This is a genomic window from Rhodoferax sediminis (genome assembly GCF_006970865.1).
GTDB lineage: Bacteria > Pseudomonadota > Gammaproteobacteria > Burkholderiales > Burkholderiaceae_C > Rhodoferax_A > Rhodoferax_A sediminis.
In genome coordinates this window covers 1,256,807-1,280,047 of sequence record NZ_CP035503.1, presented here as the reverse complement: position 1 = coordinate 1,280,047, position 23,241 = coordinate 1,256,807, and the positions used below count along the sequence as shown (strand labels likewise).

The window sequence follows — 23,241 nt, the reverse complement described above, 5'->3', positions numbered from 1 at the left end:
TCGAACAGTCCCCTTCCTTACCGACTTCCAAACGCGCTCGACAGTGCGCTATTCAAGGTGTTGAGCCAATTCATCCCCTTCAACATACTCAAGCTATTGGTGCTTGCATTGATCACGGTCTGGTTCTGTATGTTCTGGTTGTTCAAGGTATTTTGGATAAACGTGCCGAACGCCGCGCCATTGAAAGGAGCGGTACTCAAGGTAGCGGTGCCCAGGGTGACAGAAGTCGGAGATGCAGAGTTCGCAGAACCCGGGGCTGGAGAACCTGGAGACACTGGGCCCGTAGCTGTAGCGACGGTGGCAGGCGTGGCGGCAGGTTGAACAGTATTGCCCGGCCCGTTTTGTATCAGGTTCAGGGTGCCCACCTGCTGATTGATGAATGCCGCCTGCGCCGGCGTAATTTTGCTCAGGTCGGCAATATTGAACGATGTGGTGACGAGCAGATTGCCGTTGATGGCAATGGAGCGCACAACGCCAAACGACACCGTCAGGCCGGCGCCGATGTCAAAGCCGCCACGCATCCCGTCCAGCGTCTTGTTGCTGGCAGCGAGCCATACCTCTCCACCCCGCGCCGGCTTCGACGTGGCTTGCGCCGCAATGGCGTGACCGCCACCAAACACGCAGCACGCGCCAGCCAGTGCACACAGCCATGTGCCGGCGCGGCACGAAAGAGAATGCAAGTATTTCATCAGAAGTCTCCCGGGCCGAGCTTGGGCAAAGTAATGCCGCCCAACCCGGCTCTATCAATGCCGGAGGCCAGCGGCGAGCGAGGTGCCACATGCCAGTCCACCGCGAGATTGAACCTGGCAGTGTCCATCCGGTTGTGGATAACAAACAGCAGATGGCTTTCCCAACTGGCCTCGAACGCTGCACGCGGCACGACTCGCGTGCCATTCGCAGGATCGCCGATCAGCACCCGGTCCGCCTGCAGCCCCTTGACGACCACGAAATGGTGGTAACCGTGCTGGTTGATCAGCACAATCGCCGGAACACGCGCTTCATTGAGCTTGTCCAGCGGCTGATTGAAGCCGTCCGCCTCGAAGCCATGGGCCGCCAGGAAGTTCTTCATGTCCAGCAACGAGAAACCCTCCCGCCGGATCTTGGCCTGATCGCCGTGCGCATACATTTCATCGAATACCGCGCGCTCGGTAATCGGGTAGCCGTATTGGTAGGTCAGCAGCGTCGCAACCGCGGCCGAACCACAGCTGAAATCGTATTGCTGCAGCAGCGTGCTTGCCTGACGCGCCTGTTTGATGCTGGTGACCGGCATCGCATAATCGCCGCCACCCATGCTCGGCAACTCAATCCGCGGTGCCGGGGCCTGCGCATGACACACACCCGCCATCAGGGCGGTCAACAAGAAGAGACGCATGGCGTTCTCCTGTTATTTCATCTGCAGATTCAGGGTGACCGCATTCTGGATCAGGACGTTGGCACCCGTGTTCTGGATCACCACCGGAATGCCACTCAGATTGGAAAACGAGCCACCGCCGATCGCATTCGTACCCGTCACCACCTGGTTGGCCGAGTTGTCTGCCGTCACGCCCGACAGTTTCGTGTCGGTGATCGTGAGGTCGCCGCCGCGATGGCTTGCCAAAGCATTGGCACTGACCGGATAGCCAAAACTGACAGCGCTTGACGCGCCAACACTCGCCGAAGTCTGCGCTGCCGCAGGCGTCGACGTCAGGGATGGCAATGCCGCAAGGAAGAGCAAGGAATAGCTCATTGGACGCATGATGACTCCCCTTTTATTGAACTCGCCACCCAGCCGTGGAGCCCCTCTTGCGAGGTGCGCCACGGCTGATGGGTGACTCGCCCGTGCTTAATGGACCTGCAGGTTGGCCATCACATTCACGCTTTGCTGCACCAGGGACGACATGCCGCTGTTCTGATTGGCCATCATGATGCCGGCCGCGGATTGCCCGACGCTGGTCATGCTGTTGGACATGTTGAAAGTCCCCGCATCGGCATAGGCCATGCCACCATTGCCGCCGGTACCGCCATTGCCGGTACCGCCATTGCCGACACCGCCTGTATTGACGCCGCCATTGCCGGCGCCGCCCGTGCCACCACCGCCACCGGCACCATTGCCACCATTGCCGGCGGTGGCGCTGCCATTCGTCGCGCTGCCGTTGGAAGCGCTGCCATTGGTCGCGGTGCCAGAATTGGCCAAGCCGCCGGCGCCGCCGGTACCGGCTCCACCGGTACGGGTGCCGCCGCCGCCATTGCTGGATGCGCTGCCGCCGTTGCCGCCGCCGCCGCCATTGCCGCCGGCCCCCGCAGTGGAGCTACCGCCGCCGCCGCCATTGCCGGAGCCGGTGGTGGCCGAGCCATTCCCGCCATTGGCGCCGCTGCCGCCGCCGCCACCGCCGCCGCCGCCGCCACCACCATTGGCCTTCGCCGACCCGCCATAGTTGTTGCCGCGGGCGCTGCCGCCACGAGCATCGCCGCCGTCACCCCCATAGGCATCGCCGGTGCTCGCGCCGCCGTTATGTGCACTGCCGTTGGTGGCGCTGCCGTTCGAGGCGCTGCCGCCCAAACCGCCGGGGGCCGCTGCGCCGCCCGCACCCGCACCGCCCGCACCCGTACCAGAGGGGTCCCCGCCGTAGCCGTTGCCGCCGTGGCCACCATAGCCTTTACCGCCATTGGCATTGCCCCAGTTCTGCGCGTTGTTGCCGATGTCATGTATGGCATTGCCGGTCACCGTGCCATTCAGTTCACTCTTGGCGACGAAAGTGGACTTGGTGAACGTGCTGGAGAACGAGGCCGTGGAATTGTTGTTGGCGGCAGCCGCACGGTCGCTTGCGGTCGCATCACCGGTTTTCCATTTCGTGATGGTCTTAGTGTTGCCGCTGTGCTGGTTCGAATTATTGTTCTGCTGCGCAGTGGAATTCTCGTTGGCGTTCGGGCCCGCGCCCGTCTGCGTCGAGGTGGCGGTCGCGGTTTGATTTCCTGTGGTCGCGGTCGTAGTACCGACTGTGCCGTTGTTCGTCGGGTTGGCCCATGCGGACCCGAACGCAAGAACAATGGCCGTCGCCAATAGTGTCTTTTTCATACGGTCTCTCCTTGAAGTTAAATGTTGAAGTTACGGTTTGAGTCGCGCTAGGTGCCACCCAACGGGGCTTCCGCATAATTCGTGCCAGATGCGGCACGAATGCCCACCACCCTCTATCCATCAAGAGAAAACGACTACTTGCTATGGCATTGCGCAACACGACAGCGCCTGCAGCATGAAAGAGCGAGCTTTTTTCGGCGGAGTGTCACGCCTTCTTGACAGTCTTTTTTGCTCTCATGGCTGCTGGTGTTGCGATCACCGATGGAATGAATCGGGATCAAGCGATCCAGCCAGAAAGATGGAGCACGCAAACTGTATCGGCTCTGTGACGCCTCAAATCGCGTTTTACATGGAGGGTTGCGGCGGCGCATGTGCGCATGCCTTTGCCAGGTGCCATACGACCCACTTTGGACCCGATTTTCGGGCACAGACAAACATTGCATCAATCTTGTGACAAGGGGGGATCGAGTACAGCTGATTCCAATGACCGGGAACAGAGCCAGCCATGAAATCCGCGCTCAGATGCGATGGTGGCACACCGTATTTACGTTTGGATGCAAGTTTCAAAACCGCTTACGCATCAGGAAATTTGGCAAAACTCCAACTACCGCGGAACCATTGGCCCCAATCACACTGAATCGCCGGGCCGACCCTGCCTGCGCAAACCAGCGCATTGATGACCTGAGATGAATAAACGGGTGAAAACGAGGCGCAAAGTTCTCGCAAATTGCTCTTGAAGTGATAGCACCCCCTATTCAAGATGAAAGCGCGGTACATGTCCGGTCACGCCGCGTACCCCGCAACGGTTCACGCGCAGGTGGCACGGATTCGGGGCGCCTTCCGCACCATCCCCTGTTCAGGGGATGGCGCAATGCACCGGGCCATGTAGTCTGCGCACAGGAGGTTCGCCATGAACAATAAAAGTCTGCGGCACAGGCCTGCTGCCTTGCTCGCTTATTCAACCTTGGCGTTATCAAGCGCAGCCGTACAGGCGCAAAGCCCGTCAGCGTCACCGGAGAGTTCGGGCGCGCAGATCGAATCGCTGCAACAGCAGTTGACCGAGCAGGGTCGGCAAATCGAGACGTTGAAGCGAATAACGACCGAGCAAGAGAAGAAATACCAGGCCTTGCGGCGCGCATTGAGGCAGCAGGCCAGGGACACCCAGCCCGGCGAAACGGCGCAGGGGGAGAACGCAGAGCAGGCAGCCCCCAATGCACAAGCTGAGCAAAATCCGACGGACACGGAGCAGCATCCGGTGCAGGTCGGCGCGGCACCGAGCCAGGAGTCGCAGGCGCCAGTCGAGGTTCCGCGGCTGTTCGAGCAGCCCGGCATTCTGACGCCCAAGGGCAAATTCGTGTTTGAGCCGTCACTGGAGTACAGCTATTCATCGAATAACCGGGTTGCGCTGATCGGTTACACCATCATCCCGGCGCTGGTGATCGGGCTGATTGACGTGCAGCAGGTCAAGGACAGCATCCTCACGGGTGCGTTGACCGGCCGCTATGGCCTGACCAACCGCATGGAGGTGGAAGCCAAGATCCCCTATGTATATCGTTCCGATTCATCGGTGGGCCGGGAACTCAACACAGGGTCGGCTACCGACAGCGTGTTCAACAGCAGTGGCAAGGCGATCGGCGACGTCGAGGTGACCGCGCGCTATCAATTGAACGAAGGCAGCGCCACCAAGCCCTACCTGATCGGCTCGCTTCGCTTTAAATCCCGGACCGGCAAGGATCCGTTCGAGGTCGTGACCGACTGCCTGACCAGTTGCGTCGGCAATCCCGGCGGCACCGGCTTGCCGACCACGCAACCGACGGGCTCGGGCTTCTATCTGCTGCAGCCGGCGCTGACCTGGCTGTTCCAGTCGGACCCTGCCGTGTTTTTCGGAACCTTCAGCTATGCACACAACTTCGCGCGCAACAACGTGAGTTTGACGGTGCTCGGTGGGCAACAAGAATTCCTCGGAACCGTGAAGGCCGGAGACATCATTGGCGCCAACTTTGGCATGGGTCTGGCGCTCAACGATAGAACGGCCTTCAGCGTCGGCGTTGACCTGAACTCCGTCGGACGCACGCTGCAAAACGGCGCCCCGGTCACGGGGTCGGTCCGGGTTGTGCTGGCAAAACTGCTGTTCGGCTTCTCTTATCGCTACAGCGACAAGACCACCCTGAATTTCACGGTCGGCGCGGGCTTGACGCGCGATACACCGGACCTGACGCTGAACCTCAGGATACCTTTGTCGTTCTAGAAATAGCACCATGCAATCACGAAAGATATTGTGTTTGACACTGGGTAACGGGCCGTCCGCAGTAGAAGAGCACCTGCGCGGCCAGGATTGGGAAGTCGTTTCGGCCACCGATTTGGGGACGGCCCGCCAGATTCTCGGGAGCAACCACTTCCTGGTGTGCGTCCTGGTGCTCAATCAGCCAGCCCCTGATCTCATCGCCAGGATTGAGGCGTGCCTGAAGGCATCAAAGTCATCCGAGTGGGTTGGCGTTTTCCCACCGCAATCGCTTGAGTCGCCAGCCTTTCGCGGCCTGATTCTCGACTGCTTTTTCGACTACCACACGCATCCCGTGGACCTGGGCTATCTGGCCCGGACATTGGGACATGCCTACGGCCGCGCTACCTTGCGAGAGGGTCATGACCTGCAACAGCGCTGCATCGAGCACATGGGCATGGTCGGGCAAAGCGCTGCCATCGATTTGTTGCGCTCGCAGATCAAGAAAGTGGCCGTCACCAATGCGCCAGTATTGATCGGTGGAGAAAGCGGTAGCGGCAAGGAACTCGCGGCACAGGCCATTCATCAATGTTCACCGCGCGCAAGCGGGCCGTTCATCGCAGTCAATTGCGGGGCCATTTCGCCGAGCCTGATTCACTCCGAACTGTTCGGGCACGAGCGCGGCTCGTTTACCGGTGCGTCCACAGAAAAGCGCGGGTTGATTGAAATGGCGAACGGCGGAACCATTTTTCTTGACGAAATCGGCGATCTGCCGCGCGAATTGCAGACCAACCTCTTGCGCTTTCTGCAGGAAAAAACCATCAATCGCGTCGGTGCCACGCGCACCTTGCAGGTGGACGCGCGAGTTGTAGCGGCCTCGCACGTGGACCTGGCCGAAGCGGTGTCGTCGGGCCACTTCCGCGAAGATCTGTTTTACCGGTTGAACGTGCTGACCCTTGCGGTGCCCGCGCTACGCGAACGCAAGGGCGACGTGCCCATGCTGGCCCAGCACTTCTATCGGCGCTGTACGGCAGACAAGAAAACCCGTGTTGAAGGCTTCAGCAAGCAGGCCATCGCCGCCATGATGGCCTACGACTGGCCAGGCAACGTGCGGGAATTGTTCAACCGCGTGCAGCGCGCTGTGGTGATGACCGATCGGCGCATGATCACGCCGCTAGACCTCGGGTTAACCGTTGAAGAGGGTCAGAGCAGCATCGGCCTGGATACCGCCCGGACCATCGCCGAGCGCGACGCAATCTCCATTACCTTCAACCGGGTCGGACGCAACGTCACGCACGCCGCGCGCGAACTGGGCATTTCGCGCATGACGCTGTACCGCCTCATGGAAAAGCACGGTATCGCCTCCGGAGCGGGATAGACCACGAATTGAGACAGTGGGGATTTGGTAGGGCGTGTTGGGCTCGAACCAACGACCAAAGGATTATGAGTCCTCTGCTCTGACCAACTGAGCTAACGCCCCAAACCAGTTCCGATTGTAAGAGGCTACTTGTGGTGACTCAGCGCGTTGCTCACCAGCTTGGACGTGATATCCACAATCTGGATCATGCGGTCGTAGGGCATGCGGGTCGGACCGATCACGCCCAGCGTACCGACAATTTGCCCGTCTACCTCGTAGGGGGCACTGACAATCGACAGCTCCTCGAACGGTACGACCTGGCTCTCGCCGCCAATGTAGATCCGCACGCCCTCGGCCCGGCTGGAGATGTCGAGCAGGCGCATCAACTGGGTTTTTTGCTCGAACAGCTCGAAGGCACGACGCAGCTGCCCCATGTCACTCGAGAAATCGCTGACGGCCAGCAGGTTGCGCTCACCCGAAATCACCACTTCGTCCTGCGACTCGGTCAAAGCCTCCGAACTGATGGTGACGGCCGCCTGCATCAGCGTGGCGATTTCGCCGCGAAGCTTTTCCACCTCCTGCTGCAGCCGCTCGCGCACCTGCTCGATGGCCAGGCCCGCGCAATGGGTGTTTAAATAATTGGCAGCTTCGAGCAATTGGGACTGGGTGTAGTCCACTTCGGTGAAGATCACCCGGTTTTGCACATCGCCGTCAGGCGACACGATGATGACGAGGAAGCGCCGGTCGGACAGTCTTAAAAATTCGATGTGACGGAACACCGAGGTGCGGCGCGGCGCCATCACCACGCCCACAAAATGCGACAGGTTGGACAACAACTGGGCCGCGTTGGTAATCACCTTCTGGGGCTGATCCTGCGCCAGGCTCGGCGCAGACAGGGGCCCGTGCTGGGCCGTCAGCATGGTGTCCACGAACAGGCGATAGCCGCGCGCGGTCGGAATGCGGCCGGCCGAGGTATGCGGACTGGCAATCAGCCCCAGCTCTTCCAAGTCCGACATCACGTTGCGGATGGTCGCGGGCGACAAATCCAGGCCCGATGCCCTGGACAACGTGCGTGAGCCGACAGGCTGCCCGTCGGCTATATAGCGCTCGACCAGAGCTTTCAACAACAACTTGGCGCGATCGTCGAGCATTTGGTCATTTTAATGTTGTAATTTACAAATGAAATCAAAATTCCGCCATGTGGCGCTGATCGGCAAATACCAGGGTTCTGGCTCTGGCATTCTGACCGCATCTTCGCGCCAAGTGCTGGATGATATTGCCCATTACCTGGGCAAACAGGGTTGCGACGTCGCCCTGGAGCGCGACACGGCTGCCAGTACTGGCCTGAGCCAGTATCCGGTACTTGACGCCGCGGCGATCGGCTCCGAGTGCGATCTGGGTCTGGTGGTTGGCGGCGACGGCACCATGCTGGGCATCGGCCGGCGCCTGGCTTGTTACGGCGTCCCATTGATCGGCATCAACCAGGGGCGACTGGGTTTTATCACCGACATCCCGCTGGAAAATTACCAGACCGCGCTCACCCCCATGCTGCGCGGCGAGTACGAGGAAGACCACCGCAGCCTGATCCATGCCCGGGTCATGCGAGACGGGCGCTGCGTCTTCGATGCCCTGGCCATGAACGACGTCGTGGTCAATCGCGGAGGCACCTCGGGCATGATGGAACTCCGGGTCGAGGTGGACGGCCATTTCGTGGCGAACCAGCGCGCAGACGGGCTGATCATCGCCACACCCACCGGCTCCACGGCCTACGCCCTGTCGGCGGGTGGCCCCTTGCTGCATCCCTCTATCCCCGGCTGGCTGCTGGTTCCCATCGCTCCGCATAATCTATCGAATCGACCCATAGTCCTTGCTGATCAAACGGAGGTTGCTATTGAAATAGTAGCGAGCCGAGAGGCCAGCGCCAACTTCGACATGCAGTCGCTGGCCTCTTTGCTGCGCGGCGACCGCATCATCGTGCAGCGCTCGCAGCACCGTGTGCGTTTTTTGCATCCCAAAGGATGGAGCTACTTTGACACGCTGCGCAAAAAGCTCCACTGGAACGAAGGAGTTTCCTGAACGTGGCCCTCAAACGCCTGACCCTGCGCGACTTCGTCATCGTGCATGAACTGGAGCTGGATCTGGCCGATGGTTTCACGGTGCTCACCGGCGAGACCGGGGCCGGCAAATCCATCCTGATCGGTGCGCTGCAACTGGCGCTGGGCACGCGGGCCGATGCCGGCGTGGTGCGCGAGGGCGCCAGCCGTACCGATGTCTGCGCCGAGTTCGATGCCGCACCAAACCTGAACGACTGGCTGATTGAGTCGGGCTTTGACCTGTCGGACACCCTGCTGTTGCGCCGCACGGTCGACGCCCAGGGCAAGAGCCGCGCCTGGATCAATGGCAGCCCGGCAACCGCCACACAGTTGCGCGACATTGGCGAGCGGCTGCTCGACATCCATGGTCAGCACGCCTGGCAAAGCCTGACGCGGCCCGATTCGGTACGCGGCCTGCTCGACGCCTATGCGGGCATCAGCAGCGAGCCGGTGAGCAAACTCTGGGGCGCCTGGCGCGATGCGCAAAAATCGCTGGCAGACGCGCGCGCCGCCCAGAACAGCCTGCAGCGCGAGAGTGAGCGCCTGGCCTGGCAAATCGGCGAAGTGGACAAGCTCGCCCCGGGCTTTGATGAGTGGGACGAACTCAACACCAGCCACACCCGTCTATCGCACGCGCAAGCCTTGCTGGATGCCGCGCAAACGGCGCTGAGTGCACTGGAGGACGACGACGTCGGCGCGCTCGCAAGGCTCGCGCGGTCGCACACATCGCTACAGAATCAGGAGCATGTCGAGAAGGATTTTCAAGGGCTTGCAGAGGTTTTGGCGTCCAGTTTGGCGCAGGCACAGGATGCCGCGCACTCGCTGCATGCGTATTTGCGCAAGACCGATCTGGATCCGCAACGCCTGGCCGAACTCGACGAGCGCATATCCTCGTGGCTGTCGCTGTCGCGGCGCTACAAGCGCCTGCCGGAAGAACTCCCCGGTGTGCTGGCATCGTGGAAGGAAGAGCTGGCCACACTAAATGCCGCCTCGGATCTGGCGGCGCTGGAGGCGGCCGAACAAAAAGCGGGAGCCGCCTACAGGGCCGAGGCCCACAGCCTGTCCAAAGCCCGCGGCAGGGCGGCCCCCCGGCTGGCCAAGGCCATTACCCAGGTCATGCAGGGCCTGGGCATGCAAGGAGGCGTGTTCGAGGTGGCGCTGCAAAAGGTCGAACGCCCGATGCAAAGCGGCCTGGAAGAAGTGGTGTTCCTGGTCGCGGGTCACGCCGGCAGCACGCCGCGCCCGGTGGGCAAGGTGGCCTCGGGTGGCGAGCTGTCACGGATCGCGCTGGCGATTGCCGTGACCACCAGCCAGCTCGGGACCGCCCAGACCCTGATCTTCGACGAAGTGGATGCCGGGGTCGGGGGAGCCGTGGCCGAGACGGTAGGACGCCTCATGAAGCAGCTCGGGCGCGACCGGCAAGTGCTGGCCGTCACGCATCTGCCGCAAGTGGCAGCGTGCGCCGACCATCATCTGGTGGTCGCCAAGCAGCAGGATGCAACCGGCACGCTCAGTACCGTGGCACCGGTCAACGGCGAGCGGCGCGTGGCCGAGGTGGCACGCATGCTGGGCGGCGAACGCCTGTCCAGCACCACGCTGGCTCACGCCAAGGAAATGCTCGAGACCAGCGTGACCAAAACCGGGCTCAGGCCATGAGCCGCCTGGCCGCTCCCAAGGCGAATACCGCAGCGCGTCGCGCGCAGGTTGCCTTATGAGCCGCAAGGCTGCTCCCGAGGCGGATACCGCGGCGCGCAGCGCGGAGGTCGTTCTCATCACCGGCATGTCGGGCTCGGGCAAGTCTGTCGCGCTGCATGCGCTGGAAGACGCCGGCTACTACTGCGTGGACAACCTTCCCCCTGAACTGTTGCAGGCCTTTGTCGCCCTGGAGCAGCAGCACCGCGCCGGCCGGGTCGCCATCGCCATGGACGTGCGCAGTGCGGCCTCGCTGCCGCTGGTGCCCAAACAACTGGCCGAACTGCGCCGGCACGGCGTACAAATCAAGCCCCTGTTTCTGGACGCCACCACGGATACGCTGGTGCGCCGCTTTTCGGAGACCCGGCGCATGCACCCGCTGACGCGCCAGACCGCGGGCAGCAATACGGAAGACCGCAAGCGCGCGCTGGTCGAGGCCATCGAGCTCGAGCGTGAACTGCTGTCGGATTTGCGCGAACAGGCGCATGTGATCGATACCAGCATAATCCGCTCGGCCCAGTTGCAGGGCTACGTCAAATCGCTGATTTCGGCGCCTGCCAGCCAGCTCACGCTGGTGTTCGAGTCGTTTGCCTTCAAGCGCGGCATTCCGGTGGATGCCGACTATGTGTTCGACGTGCGCATGCTGCCCAACCCCCACTACGAGTCGGCGCTGCGCGCGCTGACCGGGCGCGACGAGCCGGTCGCCGCCTACCTGCGCCAGCAAGCCGAGGTGACCCAGATGCTCGGCGACATCCAGCACTTTCTGGACGCCTGGCTGGGTGCCCTAGCGCGCGACCATCGCAGCTACGTCACCGTGGCCATTGGCTGCACCGGCGGCCAGCATCGCTCGGTCTACCTGGTCGAGCAACTGGCCGACATCTTTGCCAGCCAATGGACCACCCTGAGGCGCCACCGCGAGCTGGATGTGGGTTGAGCCCGCCCCAGGCCCGACTCAACCCTGACTCAACAGCTTGCGAATCGGCGCGGGCAGCCCCAAGCCGGGCCACTGATCTGCGGCAAACCAGGCTCCCTCAAGGCCCGTCTTTGCACTGACTGGCAATTGCACCGTTACCGGATGCAGGTGCAAGTCCTTGTGCGTCAAAACATGGGTGAACGCCGGCGCGTCCTGCAGCCGCGCCCGAAATCGCACTGGCAATTGCATCTGCAGCGCCTCGCGGCTGTCGAACACGGGCAGGCAGTACAAGCCGGCCCAGACGCCCGGTGTCGGCCGCTTCGCCAGCCAGACGGCGCCATCGGCCGCGTGCGCCCGCAGCAGCCAGAGCGATTGCGCGCTGCGCTTGAGCTTGCGGGTCTTGACGGGATAATTTTCCGGCTCGCCCTGTTGCTGCGCGGCGCAAAGCTCGCGCAGCGGGCAGATCAGGCAGCCCGGATTGCGCGCCAGGCAAATGGTGGCCCCGAGATCCATCAGGCCCTGGGTATAGCGCGGCATGGCCTGCGCCAGTGAGTGACGCGGCAACAAGGCGGTAGCCTGATCCCATAGGGCGCGCTCGTTGGTGGCCACGGCCAGATCGGCACCAAACCCCAAGACACGGGTCAGGACACGCTTCACATTGCCGTCCAGAATGGCGACCCGCTCGCCAAAACAAAACGCCGCGATCGCACCCGCTGTCGAGCGCCCGATGCCCGGCAGGGTTTGCAGCTGCTGCGCACTGGGCGGAAACTCGCCGCCATGCTGCGTCACTACGGCTACGGCACAGCGGTGCAGGTTGCGCGCGCGGCTGTAATAGCCGAGGCCGCTCCACAGCGCCAGCACGTCGTCCAGGCTGGCCCCGGCAAGCGCCTTCACGTCAGGGAAGCGTCGCAGGAAACGGGGGAAATAATCGAGGACGGTAGCCACCTGCGTCTGCTGCAGCATGATTTCCGAGAGCCAGACCCGATAAGGGTCCCGTGTGTCCTGCCACGGCAGGCCGCGGCGGCCATGCGTCTTTTGCCAGCCCACCACGCGGGCGGCAAACTCCTGCGGGCCGGCGGTCATGCCGTTTTGAGAGCGGCGAAAACCACCGGTTCGCTGGATTGCGGCACATCAAGCAGGCGCTCCGTCAACACCAGCAGCCTGGCATCGAGCTGGTTGAGCGCCGCCTCCTGCTGGACAATGTCTGCAATGCGCTCGTCCAGCCCCGTGGCCGCCTGCTGGATGCGCTCGATGGCTTCCAGGCGATGGCCGAAATTGCGGCGACGTTCACGCAGCTGCACATCGAGCTGGGCCGCGGCCGACTTGTTCCACAGCTCCACCTCGCTCAGCGCGGATTCATAGACCGCCCGCAAGCGCGTTGCCAGTGCCCGCACCAGGCGATCCGAAAAATCGGGCGTCGCCAGCTTGAGCGCGTTGGAAACGCCCAGGTATTGCAGGTGGCTGCGCTCAACCAGTTCAAGATCGCGCTCGAAGCGCAGCAGGTCCGGCTCCTTGGGCGGCTGCAGCGAAAACCCGTGCTCCGCATTCAACTGGCGGAAGATCGCAACGAACATGGTCTGGATTTCAATGCCCGTCGCCTGGGCCCGGCCCAGCCCCTCACGAAGCCGCTGAAAAGTCTGGTTGTAGGCTTTTTTGGCGCCCAGCTTGATGCCCCGCTGGCGCAGCGCCCGGTTCAGATCACCCAATTCCGCCTTCAGCGTGGACGCCCCGAGAATTGTGAACAACTCCCGCAGCAGCTTGAGGTGAACCGACCGAATCGCATGGATCTTGGCCCCACTCACATCGAACTCGATCTGTTCCTGGTGGACTCGCGCCCGCATGTGATTGATCACCGCTGCGTTCTTGCCGCGCAGGCCCTTGAGCTCCAGGGCCTGCTCGGCAAGGTCGCGGCGGCGAATCTGCATCACCCGGCCGGCTTGCGCGCGCAAGTCGGCAATACCGGCAGACATCTCGGAGCGCAGGAGACCCTGGCGCCGGCCCAGAAGCCCCACGCCCAGCGCCGCCTCCAGTGCCGGCAGCCGGCTCTCTCGCAGCAGCGCCGCATCGTCGGTCACCTTGGCCAAAAGACCCTTTTGCGCGGAGACGGGAAAAACCTGCTCTGCGGAAATACCCAGTAGCTCGGCCGTTGCGGCGCACTGGCGCCCGATCTGCTCGCGCACCCGGGCAGGGGTGCTGAGCTCGTCCCACAAGGTGTCGATTTTGTTGAGGACGACCAGCCGCGCATCGGCATTTTCACTGTCGGTGACCAGGTGCTCGCGCCAGATGGCCATGTCGGATTTGGTCACACCGGTATCGGCCGCCAGGATGAAAACAACCGCCTGCGCCTGCGGGATCAGGCTCACGGTCAATTCGGGCTCGGCGCCGATGGCGTTGAGACCCGGTGTGTCGAGAATCACAAGTCCCTGCTTGAGCAAAGGATGCGCCATATTTACCAGGGCATGGCGCCAGCGGGGTACTTCCACCAGGCCGCAGGTGTCCACCGGCGGATTGTCTTCGGGCGTCATGTCGTGCCAAAAGCCCAATGCCCGCGCCTCTTCGCGGCTGACGATGCGCACCTCCGCCACTTTTTCGAGGGCCTGAGCAAGCTCGGCCGGGTTGTTCACATCGAGGTCGATACGCGTCCATTTCTCGGGCACGGCGCGCCACTCCGTCAACGCTTTCGGCTGCAGCCGTGTCTCGATCGGCAGCAAGCGCAAACAGGGCGGAACGTCGGCGTCGTAACCCAGCTCGGTCGGGCACATCGTGGTGCGCCCTGCGCTGGCCGGCATGATGCGCCGTTTGTAGCCGGCAAAGAAAATCGCGTTGATCAACTCCGACTTGCCGCGCGAAAACTCGCCCACGAAGGCGACCATGACCTTGTCGGTGCGCATCCGGCCTTCGATCTGGTGCAAGCGCTCTTCGATGGCCGCGTCCATCAATTCATGATCCTTCATCCATTCGGCCAGAAGTTTCAGGCGCAGGGCAAAATCACGCCGCCACGTACCATGTTGATCGAACTGGTCACCGAAGGAATTGCGCACTGTGTCTCCCTGCCTAGCTTTGAGTTATAGCATTGACGCGGGCCGGCGGCCTCAGTACCTCTGGCAGGCCGGGCAAAAATAGGTGGAGCGCTGGCCCTGGCGCAGCAATTTGATACCGGCACCGCACACCCGGCACGGCTGACCGGCGCGGTCATACACCATGGCCTCCAGCTGGAAGTAGCCGCTCTCACCCTGCGCATTGGAAAAATCACGCAGCGTGCTGCCTCCCTTTTGGACGGCTCGCGCCAGTACATCGCGTATCGCGACATGCAAACGGGCCGCCTGGGGCCTGCTGATGCGCGCGCCCCGCACGGTGGGACGGATTCCGGCCAGGAACAGCGCCTCGCAGGCGTAGATGTTGCCCACGCCCACCACCACCTCGCCGGCCAGCAGGATCTGCTTGACCGCCGCTTGGTGCCGCTTCAGCCCCGCATGGAACGCCTGCAGGCCGAAATCGGGGCCCAGCGGCTCCATGCCGAGTTTGCCCAGCAACCGGGCCGCCACCGGCGCGGCTTGATCCTCGGCATACACCACGGCGCCAAACCGGCGCGGATCGTGCAGGCGCAGCACGCCCCGGCTCGTCAGCAGATCAAAGTGGTCGTGAACGCCCGCCGGCGGCTGGCTGGCAGCGAAGCTCAGGCTGCCCGACATGCCCAGATGCAGCAGCAACAAGCCATGATCCAGGTCGAGCAGCAAATATTTCCCCCTGCGGCGCACGCCGCGCACGGTTCGCCCGGCGAGCTGGGACGGGTCACAACCCAGCGCCCAGCGCAGTGGCTTGCCCAGGCGCGCGCCATCGATGCGCGCGCCCGCAATTCGATCGGCAAAGCTCAGCCGGGTGACCTCGACCTCGGGTAGTTCAGGCATGGATACGAAGAATTAACAAGCTTGGATTATTATGGTTCGGATGAAGCGATTTAACTGCCTTGCACGCCATCTCGTACTAGCCGCACTGGCGGCAATCGCCCTGGCGGCGCGGGCCGAAAGCCCCGCGGACAACACCCCTGCGCCGCCGCCCGTCAACTCGGCGATGGACGCAAATCTGTTTTACCAGCTTCTGCTGGGAGATATCAAGGTCGAAGAGGGCGAGCCTGGGGCGGGCTACTCCCTGATCCTCGACGCTGCACGCAAAACCAACGATGCGGCGCTGTACCAGCGCGCCGTGAACATTGCCCTGCAGGCCCGCTCCGGCGAATCGGCGCTACAGGCGGCCCGCGCCTGGAAACAGGCCCAGCCCCGGTCGCGCCAGGCCAACCGGCTGGTGCTGCAGATCCTGGTTGCGCTGAACCGCATCGACGACAGCACGGCGCCGCTCAAGGCCGAGATTGCAATGGCCACCCCGGACAAGCGCAACGCTGCCATATCGGCCATTCCACGCATCTATGCGCGCGCGTCCGACAAAAAATTGGCCGCCAGCGTGGTGGAAAAGGCGTTGGCCGACGAGCTGGCCCAGCCGGCAACGGGGGCCGCGGCCTGGACGACGGTTGGCAGCATGCGGCTCGCGGCCGACGACACGGCAGGCGCACTGGATGCGGCACGCCGCGGGCAGGCCCTGGACCCGAAGTCTGAAGGCCCCGCCCTGCTGGCCCTTGAGATGATGGGCTCCAAAGTGCCGCCGGCCGAGCCCATCGTGCGCAAATATCTCGACGAGGGCACCCCCGCGCCCGAGGTGCGCATGGCCTACGTGCGCGTGCTGCTCGATGCCCAGCGCTACCCTGAGGCCGGCCAGCAATTGCAGATCCTGACCACCTCGCAGCCCGATTTTGCGCAAGCCTGGCTGGTCCAGGGCGCGCTGCAGGAACAGGACAAGCAGAGCAGCGCCGCCGAAGCCTCCCTGAAGCATTACGTGGATTTGATCAAGGCACAAAAGCAGGGCGAAGACCGCGAGCGCGGCCTGGTGCCGGCCTACCTGTCGCTATCGCAGATCGCCGAGAAGCGCAGCGACTATCCGGCGGCTCAGGCCTGGCTCGACCGGATTGACAATTCACAGGATCTGGTCAGCGTGCAAAGCCAGCGCGCGTCGATTCTGGCCAGGCAGGGCAAACTCGACGATGGGCTCGCGCTGATCCGCAGCACACCCGAGCGCACGCCCGACGACGCCAGAGCGAAACTCATGGCCGAGGTGCAATTGCTGCGCGACAACAAGAAATACAAGGCCGCCTACGATTTGCTCGGGACCGCCTCGGCACAGGCCCCCCAGGACACCGGCCTGATCTATGACCAGGCCATGCTGGCGGAAAAGCTGAACCATGCGGCCGATATGGAACGGCTGCTGCGCCAGCTCATCGCCCTCAAACCGGACGACCCTCAGGCCTACAACGCCCTGGGTTATTCGCTGGCCGATCGCGGCGAGCGCCTGCCCGAGGCCAAGCAGCTGATTCAAAAGGCGCTGGAATACGCGCCCAGCGACCCCTTCATCATCGACAGCCTGGGCTGGGTCGAATTTCGCATGGGCAACAAGGAAGAGGCCGCGCGCCTTCTGGAGGGTGCCTACAAGACCAGACCCGATACCGAAATCGCGGCCCATCTGGGTGAAGTCCTGTGGAGCCTGGGGCAGCGCGAGCGCGCCCTCTCCGTCTGGAAGCAGGGGCAGCTTGCCGATGCCAACAACGAAACACTGCAGGCCACGCTCAAGCGCCTGCGCGTGAAACTGTGAGGTGGCGCTTCCAGCCAGGGCGCTGGCTGCTCGTGGTTGCTCTATTTCTTATAGCTGGATGCGCAAGCCCGATAAGGGCTACAGACCAAAACAGTCAAAATAACTCATTCTGGAGTGGCCGCCTGGCACTCAATGTTGACGCCGATCAGGCGCAGTCCTTTTCGGCGGGTTTCGAGCTCAAGGGCAACGCCGAGACCGGCGAACTGGCCCTGTACAACCCGCTGGGCAGCACGCTGGCCGTGCTGGCCTGGGCGCCGGGCTCCGCCACCTTGCGCTCGAACGACCAGACCCGCAATTTCGGTTCGCTGGATGAACTGGTCCGCCATGCGATCGGCGCGGCAATTCCCGTGGCAGCGCTGTTCGACTGGCTGCAAGGCGTGAACACGCCCGTGCCGGGCTGGCAGGCCGACCTGTCGCAACTCGCCGGCGGGCGGCTGGTAGCGCGGCGCTCGGCGCCCACACCCGCGGCCGAACTGCGGCTGGCTCTGGAAAAATAAGCGCCCCGGGATAATCACGCCATGAAGGCGCTGTACGACGTTCCGGCCCCGGCCAAACTCAATCTTTTTCTGCACATCACGGGGCGGCGGGCGGACGGCTACCACCTGCTGCAATCGGTTTTCATGCTGGTTGACTGGTGCGACGCGCTGAACTTCGAATTGCGATCCGACGGACACATCAGCCGCGAAGACCTGGGCCCCGCCCTGCCCGCTGATGATCTGACAGTGCGCGCAGCGCGGGCGCTGCAAGCCCTGGCGGCCCCGCATCTCGGCGTGCACATGGGCGTAGACAAACGGATACCCGCCCAGGCCGGCATGGGTGGCGGCTCCTCCGACGCAGCTTCCTGTCTTCTAGCCCTGAATCGCTTGTGGAATCTTCACCTTCCGCTATCAAAACTGGAGCATATTGGCCTGCAACTGGGTGCCGATGTGCCGTTTTTTTTGCGCGGGCACAACGCCTGGGTGCAGGGGATCGGCGAGAAAATAACGCCGCTTGAGGGTGAATTCCAGCTGCCGGCTGCCCGGTTTGCGGTGGTCAAACCGCAGACCGGACTGGAAACGCGTCTGATTTTCGCAGCGCACGACCTCAAACGCGACACCGGAACTGCTATAATTTCAGGCTTTGCTGCGGACCCCTTTGGCTTTGGCCAAAACGACTTGCAGCCGGTTGCCCAGAGGCTCTGCCTTGATGTGACGCAAGCGCTCGAATGGCTTGCGGCGCAAGGATTGCAGGGGCGGATGACAGGCTCAGGCAGTGCGGTGTTTGCGCAAATGCGGCATGAAACGGACCAGGCGCGATTGGCATCAGTGCCAGCGGACTGGAACGTGCGGGCATGCAGCAATTTGGCTGTTCATCCTCTGGTGGGATGGGCAACCAGCGACGATTGATCGGTGGGTGGCTGGAGTTCTCAAGACTGCAGCCATCGACCCGTGTAGGGGAGTCGCCAAGTTGGTTAAGGCACTGGATTTTGATTCCAGCATGCGAAGGTTCGAATCCTTCCTCCCCTGCCAAATACGTTAGACGTACAGGCACAAAACTTAGATCGCTGGGACGCTCATGCAGGTTTATCACCCTGATTTCATGATTTTCACGGGCAACGCCAATCCTGGCCTGGCCGCCGAGATCGCGCATCACCTTGGCATCAAGGTCGGTGCAGCCAGCGTGGGACGATTTTCCGACGGCGAAGTCACCGTGGAAATCAATCAGAACGTGCGCGCCCGCGACGTTTTTGTGGTGCAGTCCACCTGTGCGCCGACGAACGAAAACCTGATGGAGCTGCTGATCATGGTGGATGCGCTCAAGCGTGCATCGGCCGAACGCATCAGCGCGGTGATTCCGTATTTTGGCTACGCCCGGCAGGATCGGCGCCCGCGTTCGGCACGCGTGCCGATCAGCGCCAAGGTGGTGGCCAACATGCTGCAGGCTGTGGGCGTGGCCCGCGTGCTGACCATGGATTTGCACGCCGACCAGATTCAGGGGTTCTTCGACATCCCGGTCGACAACATTTATGCCTCGCCCGTGCTGCTGGGTGATTTGCGCCGGCAAAACTACGAGGACCTGATCGTGGTCTCGCCCGATGTGGGCGGCGTGGTTCGCGCCCGGGCGCTGGCCAAGCAGCTGGGTTGCGACATGGCGATCATCGACAAGCGCCGGCCCAAGGCCAACGTGAGCGAAGTCATGCACGTGATCGGCGAGATCGACGGCCGCAATTGCGTGGTCATGGACGACATGATCGACACGGCCGGCACCCTGGTCAAGGCGGCCGAAGTATTGAAGGAGCGCGGTGCCAAAAAGGTCTATGCCTATTGCACCCATCCGATTTTTTCCGGCCCGGCCATCGAGCGCATTGGCAACAGCCCGGCGCTGGACGAAGTGGTGGTCACCGACACGATTCCCCTGAGCATAGCGGCCGGCGGGTGCAAAAAAATTCGCCAATTGTCCGTGGCACAGCTGATCGCCGAGACGATCCAGCGCATTGCCAAGGGCGATTCGGTCTCGAGTTTGTTCTCGGATCAGGAAAGCCTTTTCTGATCGGGGCAAAAAGCAGGTCTGCAATCTGCAGACCCTTTTCAACCGGAGTCACACTGGTCGCGGTGGACTCTTACAGGAGTGAGTTATGAAATTCGTCGCCTTTGAGCGCGCCAAGCAGGGTACGGGTGCGAGCCGCCGTCTCCGCATTACCGGCAAGACGCCCGGCATTGTTTACGGTGGCAGCGGTGAGCCGCAAATGATCGAACTCGATCACAATGCGCTGTGGCATGCCATCAAGAAAGAGGCCTTCCATTCCACCGTGCTGGACATGGAACTGAATGGCCAGACCAGCAAGGTGCTGCTGCGCAACGTGCAAATGCACCCGTTCAAGCAACTCGTGCTGCATATCGATTTCCAGCGTGTGGATGCCAACACCAAGCTGCACATGAAGGTACCGCTGCACTTCACCGGCGCCGAGGAATCGCAGGCCGTCAAGCTCGAGAGTTGCGTGCTCAACCACGTGATCTCCGAACTCGAAGTCTCCTGCCTGCCGGGCGACCTGCCCGAGTTCATTGGCGTGGACCTGAGCGGCCTGAAGAAGGGCCTGTCGCTGCACGTCAATGACATCAAGCTGCCCAAGGGCGTGACGGTTGTGACCCACGGCAAGGAAAACCCTGTCGTGGTGTCCGTGGTCATGGTTGCGGGTGCCGAAGAGGCTGCCCCGGAAGAAGCCGCTGCCCCCGCAGCGACCGCGGATGCTGCTGCGGCCCCTGCTGCCGCGAAGGCTCCGGCTGCGGCCGCGAAAGCGCCGGCCGCCAAGAAATAAGGCCTGCGGCTTCGCCCCAAACGGCCCACTTCGGTGGGCCGTTTGTTTTGCGACTCTACCTTCATAATGGCGCTTCATGATCAAACTGTTTGTCGGCCTTGGCAACCCGGGGCCCGAATACGAGGCCACGCGGCACAACGCCGGATTCTGGTGGATCGATGCACTGGCGCGCGAACTCAAGGTCTCGCTTGCCCCTGAGAAGAGCTGCCACGCGCTGCTCGCGCGAACCACGCTGCATGGCCAGTCCCTGTGGCTCATGAAGCCGCAAACCTTCATGAATCTGTCCGGCAAGTCTGTCGCAGCGCTGGCGCGCTTCTTCAAGATCCAGCCCGGCGAAATCCTGGTGGTGCACGACGAACTGGATCTGGTGCCCGGTCAGGTCAAGCTGAAACTGGGCGGCAGCCACGCGGGGCACAACGGCCTGCGCGATATCCATGCGCAACTGGGCTCGGCCGACTACTGGCGCCTGCGCCTGGGTATCGGGCACCCCGGCGTCAAAGCCGAGGTCATCAACTGGGTTCTGAAAAAACCCTCGCCGGAGGAGCGCGTCGCCATCGAGGACTGCATCACCCGCACCCTGAAGGCGGTACCGCACCTGGTCGCCGGCGAAATGGAAAAGGCGACCCTGATCGTGCACACCAGCAAGCCACCGCGCCCCAAACCACCGCGGCCCGAGAATTGACTGGAATAGTGGTCAGCGGGTCGGTGAATCGGCCGGCACCGGCCCCTGCAGGCGCTGGTATTTTTGCCACAAGGTCTCGCGGCTCTCGACATGCCGGGGGTCGAGCGGGATGCACGCCACAGGGCACACCTGGACACACTGGGGTTCGTCAAAATGGCCCACGCATTCGGTGCAGCGGGTCGGGTCGATCTCGTAGATCTCCAGCCCCAGATGAATGGCTTCATTGGGGCATTCCGGCTCGCATACGTCGCAGTTGATGCATTCGTCGGTGATGATTAGCGCCATGACGCTATTATCGGTTCCCGACAACAGCCCCGTGAATCCCCCCACTGCCTTCATGCAGACCTGATGCCCACCCTCCCTTCATGAGTCTCTTTCTCATCAAGCGCTTCATCACGCTGATCGCCACATTGCTGGGGGCGTCCATCGTGGTTTTCGGAGTGCTGGAAATCCTGCCGGGCAACGCCGCTCAAATGCTGATGGGCCCCGACGCGGCGCCCGAGGCTGTGCAGGCGCTGGCCATCAAGCTGGGCCTGAATCACCCGGCGCTGGAACGCTACTGGCATTGGATCACTGGGCTGCTGGTGGGCGACCTCGGCCAAAGCTATGCCTACAGCACACCCGTGCTGGACCTGATCCGCGAGCGCCTCTCGCTCACCGTGCCGCTGGCGCTGCTGGCGATGGCGTTCACCACTGTGCTCGCGCTGCTGGTCGGCGTGACCGCCGCGGCGCGCCACAACAAACTCGGCGACGTCGGCCTGATGAGTTTGACCCAGGTCGGCATTGCGATCCCGAATTTCTGGTTCGCGATCCTGTTGATCCTGCTGTTCTCGGTCAAGCTCCAATGGTTCTCCGCCGGCGGCTTCGACGGTTGGGGCGACGGCGTCTTCCAGGGCCTCAAGTCGCTGCTGCTGCCGGCGCTGTCGCTCGCCGTGGTGCAGGCCGCAATCCTGGCGCGCTTCACGCGCTCAGCGGTGCTCGAGGTGATGCGCGAGGACTTCGTACGCACGGCGCGCGCCAAGGGCGTGTCGCAGCGTGCGGCGCTGTGGACCCACGTGCTGCGCAACGCGCTGATCCCGGTGGTCACGGTCATGGGCATGCAGTTCTCCGAACTGCTGGCCGGCACCATCGTGGTGGAGAACGTGTTCTACCTGCCCGGCCTGGGACGCCTGATCTTCCAGGCCATCGGCAACCGCGACCTGATCGTGGTGCGCAACTGCGTGATGTTCCTGGCGGCGATGGTGGTCATCGTGAATTTTGTGGTCGATATCCTGTACGCCGTGATCGACCCGCGCATCAAGGCGTCCGACATATGAGCGCCCAGACCGTCCCAAACGCCGCTGCCCTGAAGGTGCCCGGCTTCTGGCGCCGCGCGCTGGGGCATCGCAGCTTCGCGATCGGCGCCATATTGACGCTGCTGTTGCTGCTGGCCGCCGCGCTGTCGCTGGTATGGACGCCGTGGTCGCCCTACGACGTGAATATGGCCGCCAAGCTCCAGCCGCCCTCAAACGCCCATTGGCTCGGCACCGACGCCTATGGGCGCGACGTGACCTCGCTGCTGCTGGTGGGCGCACGCGCTTCCATCCTGGTGGGCGTGATCGCGGTCGGCATCGGCCTCACGGTCGGCACGGCGCTCGGCCTGCTCGCTGCTGCGCGGCGCGGCTGGGTCGAGGAAGCCATCATGCGGTTTACCGACTTCTCGATGGCCTTTCCCGCGATCCTCTCGGCCATCATGCTGACGGCGGTGTTCGGCGCCGGCATTGTCAACGCGATCGTCGCGATCGGCATCTACAACATCCCGACCTTCGCGCGCATCACGCGCGCCTCGGCCAACACGATCTGGTCGCGCGAGTACGTGGCGGCCGCACGCGCCTGCGGCAAGGGTCCGTTCGCAATCACGATGCAGCACGTGCTGCCGAATATCTCGGCGGTGCTGATCGTGCAGATCACGATCCGCTTCGCGATTGCGATTTTGGCCGAGGCCGCCCTGTCCTACCTGGGTCTTGGCACGCAGCCGCCGCAGCCTTCGTGGGGCCGCATGCTCAGCGAGGCGCAGACCATGATGTTCCAGGCTCCGCTGCTGGCGGTTTGGCCCGGCATGGCGATCGCGCTGGCGGTGCTGGGCCTTAACCTCCTCGGTGATGGCCTGCGCGACCTGCTGGATCCGCGCCTCGCACGAATAAGATGAGCACACCCCCAGGCTTCGCGCACTTCGTGTCGCTCTCGCCACCCCCCT

At 63.0% G+C, this 23,241-nt stretch carries 22 protein-coding genes and 2 tRNA genes; 14 read left to right on the top strand and 10 right to left on the bottom strand.

The window, feature by feature from the left end; genetic code table 11:
• Positions 1–17: 17 nt before the first annotated feature.
• The 4 genes from EUB48_RS06145 to EUB48_RS21300 form a co-directional block, all read right to left on the bottom strand.
• Positions 18–689, bottom strand: coding sequence for a hypothetical protein (locus EUB48_RS06145; RefSeq protein ID WP_142818074.1), 672 nt, complete (start codon positions 687–689; stop codon positions 18–20).
• Positions 689–1,372 carry a C39 family peptidase gene (locus EUB48_RS06140; protein WP_142818073.1) on the bottom strand — a complete coding sequence of 228 codons (684 nt, stop codon included), beginning with the start codon at positions 1,370–1,372 and terminating at the stop codon, positions 689–691. The genes EUB48_RS06145 and EUB48_RS06140 overlap by 1 nt, the downstream gene beginning before the upstream one ends.
• Positions 1,373–1,384: 12 nt before the next feature.
• Complete coding sequence (locus EUB48_RS21650; protein WP_244618345.1) at positions 1,385–1,735, bottom strand: hypothetical protein; 351 nt, start codon at positions 1,733–1,735, stop codon at positions 1,385–1,387.
• 87 nt (positions 1,736–1,822) lie between these two features.
• Positions 1,823–3,055 carry a hypothetical protein gene (locus tag EUB48_RS21300; protein ID WP_168226707.1) on the bottom strand — a complete coding sequence of 411 codons (1,233 nt, stop codon included), beginning with the start codon at positions 3,053–3,055 and terminating at the stop codon, positions 1,823–1,825.
• 910 nt (positions 3,056–3,965) lie between these two features.
• Here EUB48_RS21300 and EUB48_RS06115 point away from each other — a divergent pair.
• Positions 3,966–5,303 carry a FlxA-like family protein gene (locus EUB48_RS06115; RefSeq protein WP_142818070.1) on the top strand — a complete coding sequence of 446 codons (1,338 nt, stop codon included), beginning with the start codon at positions 3,966–3,968 and terminating at the stop codon, positions 5,301–5,303.
• Between the two features lie 10 nt (positions 5,304–5,313).
• The gene (locus tag EUB48_RS06110) at positions 5,314–6,654 is read left to right on the top strand and encodes a sigma-54 dependent transcriptional regulator (protein ID WP_142818069.1); all 1,341 of its coding nucleotides are present in this window, start codon (positions 5,314–5,316) and stop codon (positions 6,652–6,654) included.
• Between the two features lie 25 nt (positions 6,655–6,679).
• Here EUB48_RS06110 and EUB48_RS06105 read toward each other — a convergent pair.
• Positions 6,680–6,756 (bottom strand) — tRNA-Ile (locus tag EUB48_RS06105).
• Between the two features lie 23 nt (positions 6,757–6,779).
• Positions 6,780–7,784, bottom strand: a complete 1,005-nt coding sequence (gene hrcA / locus EUB48_RS06100; protein ID WP_142818068.1) for a heat-inducible transcriptional repressor HrcA — start codon at positions 7,782–7,784, stop codon at positions 6,780–6,782.
• Positions 7,785–7,812: 28 nt separating this feature from the next.
• Between hrcA and EUB48_RS06095 the strand changes: the two genes are divergently transcribed.
• The 3 genes from EUB48_RS06095 to rapZ are packed head-to-tail and all read left to right on the top strand — an operon-like array spanning position 7,813 to position 11,352.
• Complete coding sequence (locus EUB48_RS06095) at positions 7,813–8,709, top strand: NAD kinase (RefSeq protein WP_142818067.1); 897 nt, start codon at positions 7,813–7,815, stop codon at positions 8,707–8,709.
• 2 nt (positions 8,710–8,711) lie between these two features.
• Positions 8,712–10,382 carry a DNA repair protein RecN gene (gene recN / locus EUB48_RS06090; RefSeq protein ID WP_142818066.1) on the top strand — a complete coding sequence of 557 codons (1,671 nt, stop codon included), beginning with the start codon at positions 8,712–8,714 and terminating at the stop codon, positions 10,380–10,382.
• A gap of 55 nt (positions 10,383–10,437) precedes the next feature.
• Positions 10,438–11,352, top strand: a complete 915-nt coding sequence (gene rapZ, locus EUB48_RS06085; protein ID WP_142818065.1) for an RNase adapter RapZ — start codon at positions 10,438–10,440, stop codon at positions 11,350–11,352.
• Between the two features lie 18 nt (positions 11,353–11,370).
• Here the strand turns inward: rapZ and mutY are convergent, their stop codons facing one another.
• The 3 genes from mutY to mutM are packed head-to-tail and all read right to left on the bottom strand — an operon-like array spanning position 11,371 to position 15,239.
• Positions 11,371–12,414, bottom strand: coding sequence for an A/G-specific adenine glycosylase (gene mutY, locus EUB48_RS06080; protein WP_142818064.1), 1,044 nt, complete (start codon positions 12,412–12,414; stop codon positions 11,371–11,373).
• Positions 12,411–14,372 (bottom strand): dynamin family protein, encoded by a 1,962-nt coding sequence (locus EUB48_RS06075; protein ID WP_244618344.1) that lies wholly within the window; start codon positions 14,370–14,372, stop codon positions 12,411–12,413. The genes mutY and EUB48_RS06075 overlap by 4 nt, the downstream gene beginning before the upstream one ends.
• A 51-nt stretch (positions 14,373–14,423) precedes the next feature.
• Positions 14,424–15,239, bottom strand: a complete 816-nt coding sequence (gene mutM / locus EUB48_RS06070) for a bifunctional DNA-formamidopyrimidine glycosylase/DNA-(apurinic or apyrimidinic site) lyase (RefSeq protein WP_142818063.1) — start codon at positions 15,237–15,239, stop codon at positions 14,424–14,426.
• Between the two features lie 31 nt (positions 15,240–15,270).
• Here mutM and EUB48_RS06065 point away from each other — a divergent pair, with 31 nt between their 5' ends.
• The 7 genes from EUB48_RS06065 to pth all read left to right on the top strand — a co-directional run bounded on the left by EUB48_RS06065 (position 15,271) and on the right by pth (position 21,005).
• The gene (locus EUB48_RS06065; protein WP_420821433.1) at positions 15,271–17,028 is read left to right on the top strand and encodes a tetratricopeptide repeat protein; all 1,758 of its coding nucleotides are present in this window, start codon (positions 15,271–15,273) and stop codon (positions 17,026–17,028) included.
• The gene (locus tag EUB48_RS06060) at positions 17,025–17,525 is read left to right on the top strand and encodes an outer membrane lipoprotein LolB (protein WP_142818061.1); all 501 of its coding nucleotides are present in this window, start codon (positions 17,025–17,027) and stop codon (positions 17,523–17,525) included. Before EUB48_RS06065 ends, EUB48_RS06060 begins: the two co-directional genes overlap by 4 nt.
• A gap of 21 nt (positions 17,526–17,546) precedes the next feature.
• A complete protein-coding gene (gene ispE / locus EUB48_RS06055) occupies positions 17,547–18,413 on the top strand; it encodes a 4-(cytidine 5'-diphospho)-2-C-methyl-D-erythritol kinase (protein WP_142818060.1) in 867 nt (288 codons plus the stop codon).
• Between the two features lie 46 nt (positions 18,414–18,459).
• Positions 18,460–18,536: transfer RNA gene (locus EUB48_RS06050), tRNA-Gln, on the top strand.
• Between the two features lie 46 nt (positions 18,537–18,582).
• Positions 18,583–19,557, top strand: a complete 975-nt coding sequence (locus tag EUB48_RS06045) for a ribose-phosphate pyrophosphokinase (protein WP_142818059.1) — start codon at positions 18,583–18,585, stop codon at positions 19,555–19,557.
• An 85-nt stretch (positions 19,558–19,642) separates the two neighbouring features.
• Positions 19,643–20,323, top strand: coding sequence for a 50S ribosomal protein L25/general stress protein Ctc (locus EUB48_RS06040; RefSeq protein ID WP_142818058.1), 681 nt, complete (start codon positions 19,643–19,645; stop codon positions 20,321–20,323).
• A 76-nt stretch (positions 20,324–20,399) separates the two neighbouring features.
• A complete protein-coding gene (gene pth, locus EUB48_RS06035) occupies positions 20,400–21,005 on the top strand; it encodes an aminoacyl-tRNA hydrolase (RefSeq protein ID WP_142818057.1) in 606 nt (201 codons plus the stop codon).
• Positions 21,006–21,017: 12 nt separating this feature from the next.
• Here the strand turns inward: pth and EUB48_RS06030 are convergent, their stop codons facing one another.
• The gene (locus tag EUB48_RS06030) at positions 21,018–21,290 is read right to left on the bottom strand and encodes a YfhL family 4Fe-4S dicluster ferredoxin (protein WP_142818056.1); all 273 of its coding nucleotides are present in this window, start codon (positions 21,288–21,290) and stop codon (positions 21,018–21,020) included.
• A gap of 80 nt (positions 21,291–21,370) precedes the next feature.
• Here EUB48_RS06030 and EUB48_RS06025 point away from each other — a divergent pair, with 80 nt between their 5' ends.
• Together EUB48_RS06025 and EUB48_RS06020 are read left to right on the top strand one after the other, a co-directional pair.
• The gene (locus EUB48_RS06025) at positions 21,371–22,321 is read left to right on the top strand and encodes an ABC transporter permease (protein ID WP_142818055.1); all 951 of its coding nucleotides are present in this window, start codon (positions 21,371–21,373) and stop codon (positions 22,319–22,321) included.
• The gene (locus EUB48_RS06020; RefSeq protein ID WP_142818054.1) at positions 22,318–23,193 is read left to right on the top strand and encodes an ABC transporter permease; all 876 of its coding nucleotides are present in this window, start codon (positions 22,318–22,320) and stop codon (positions 23,191–23,193) included. The genes EUB48_RS06025 and EUB48_RS06020 overlap by 4 nt, the downstream gene beginning before the upstream one ends.
• Positions 23,194–23,241: the final 48 nt, after the last annotated feature.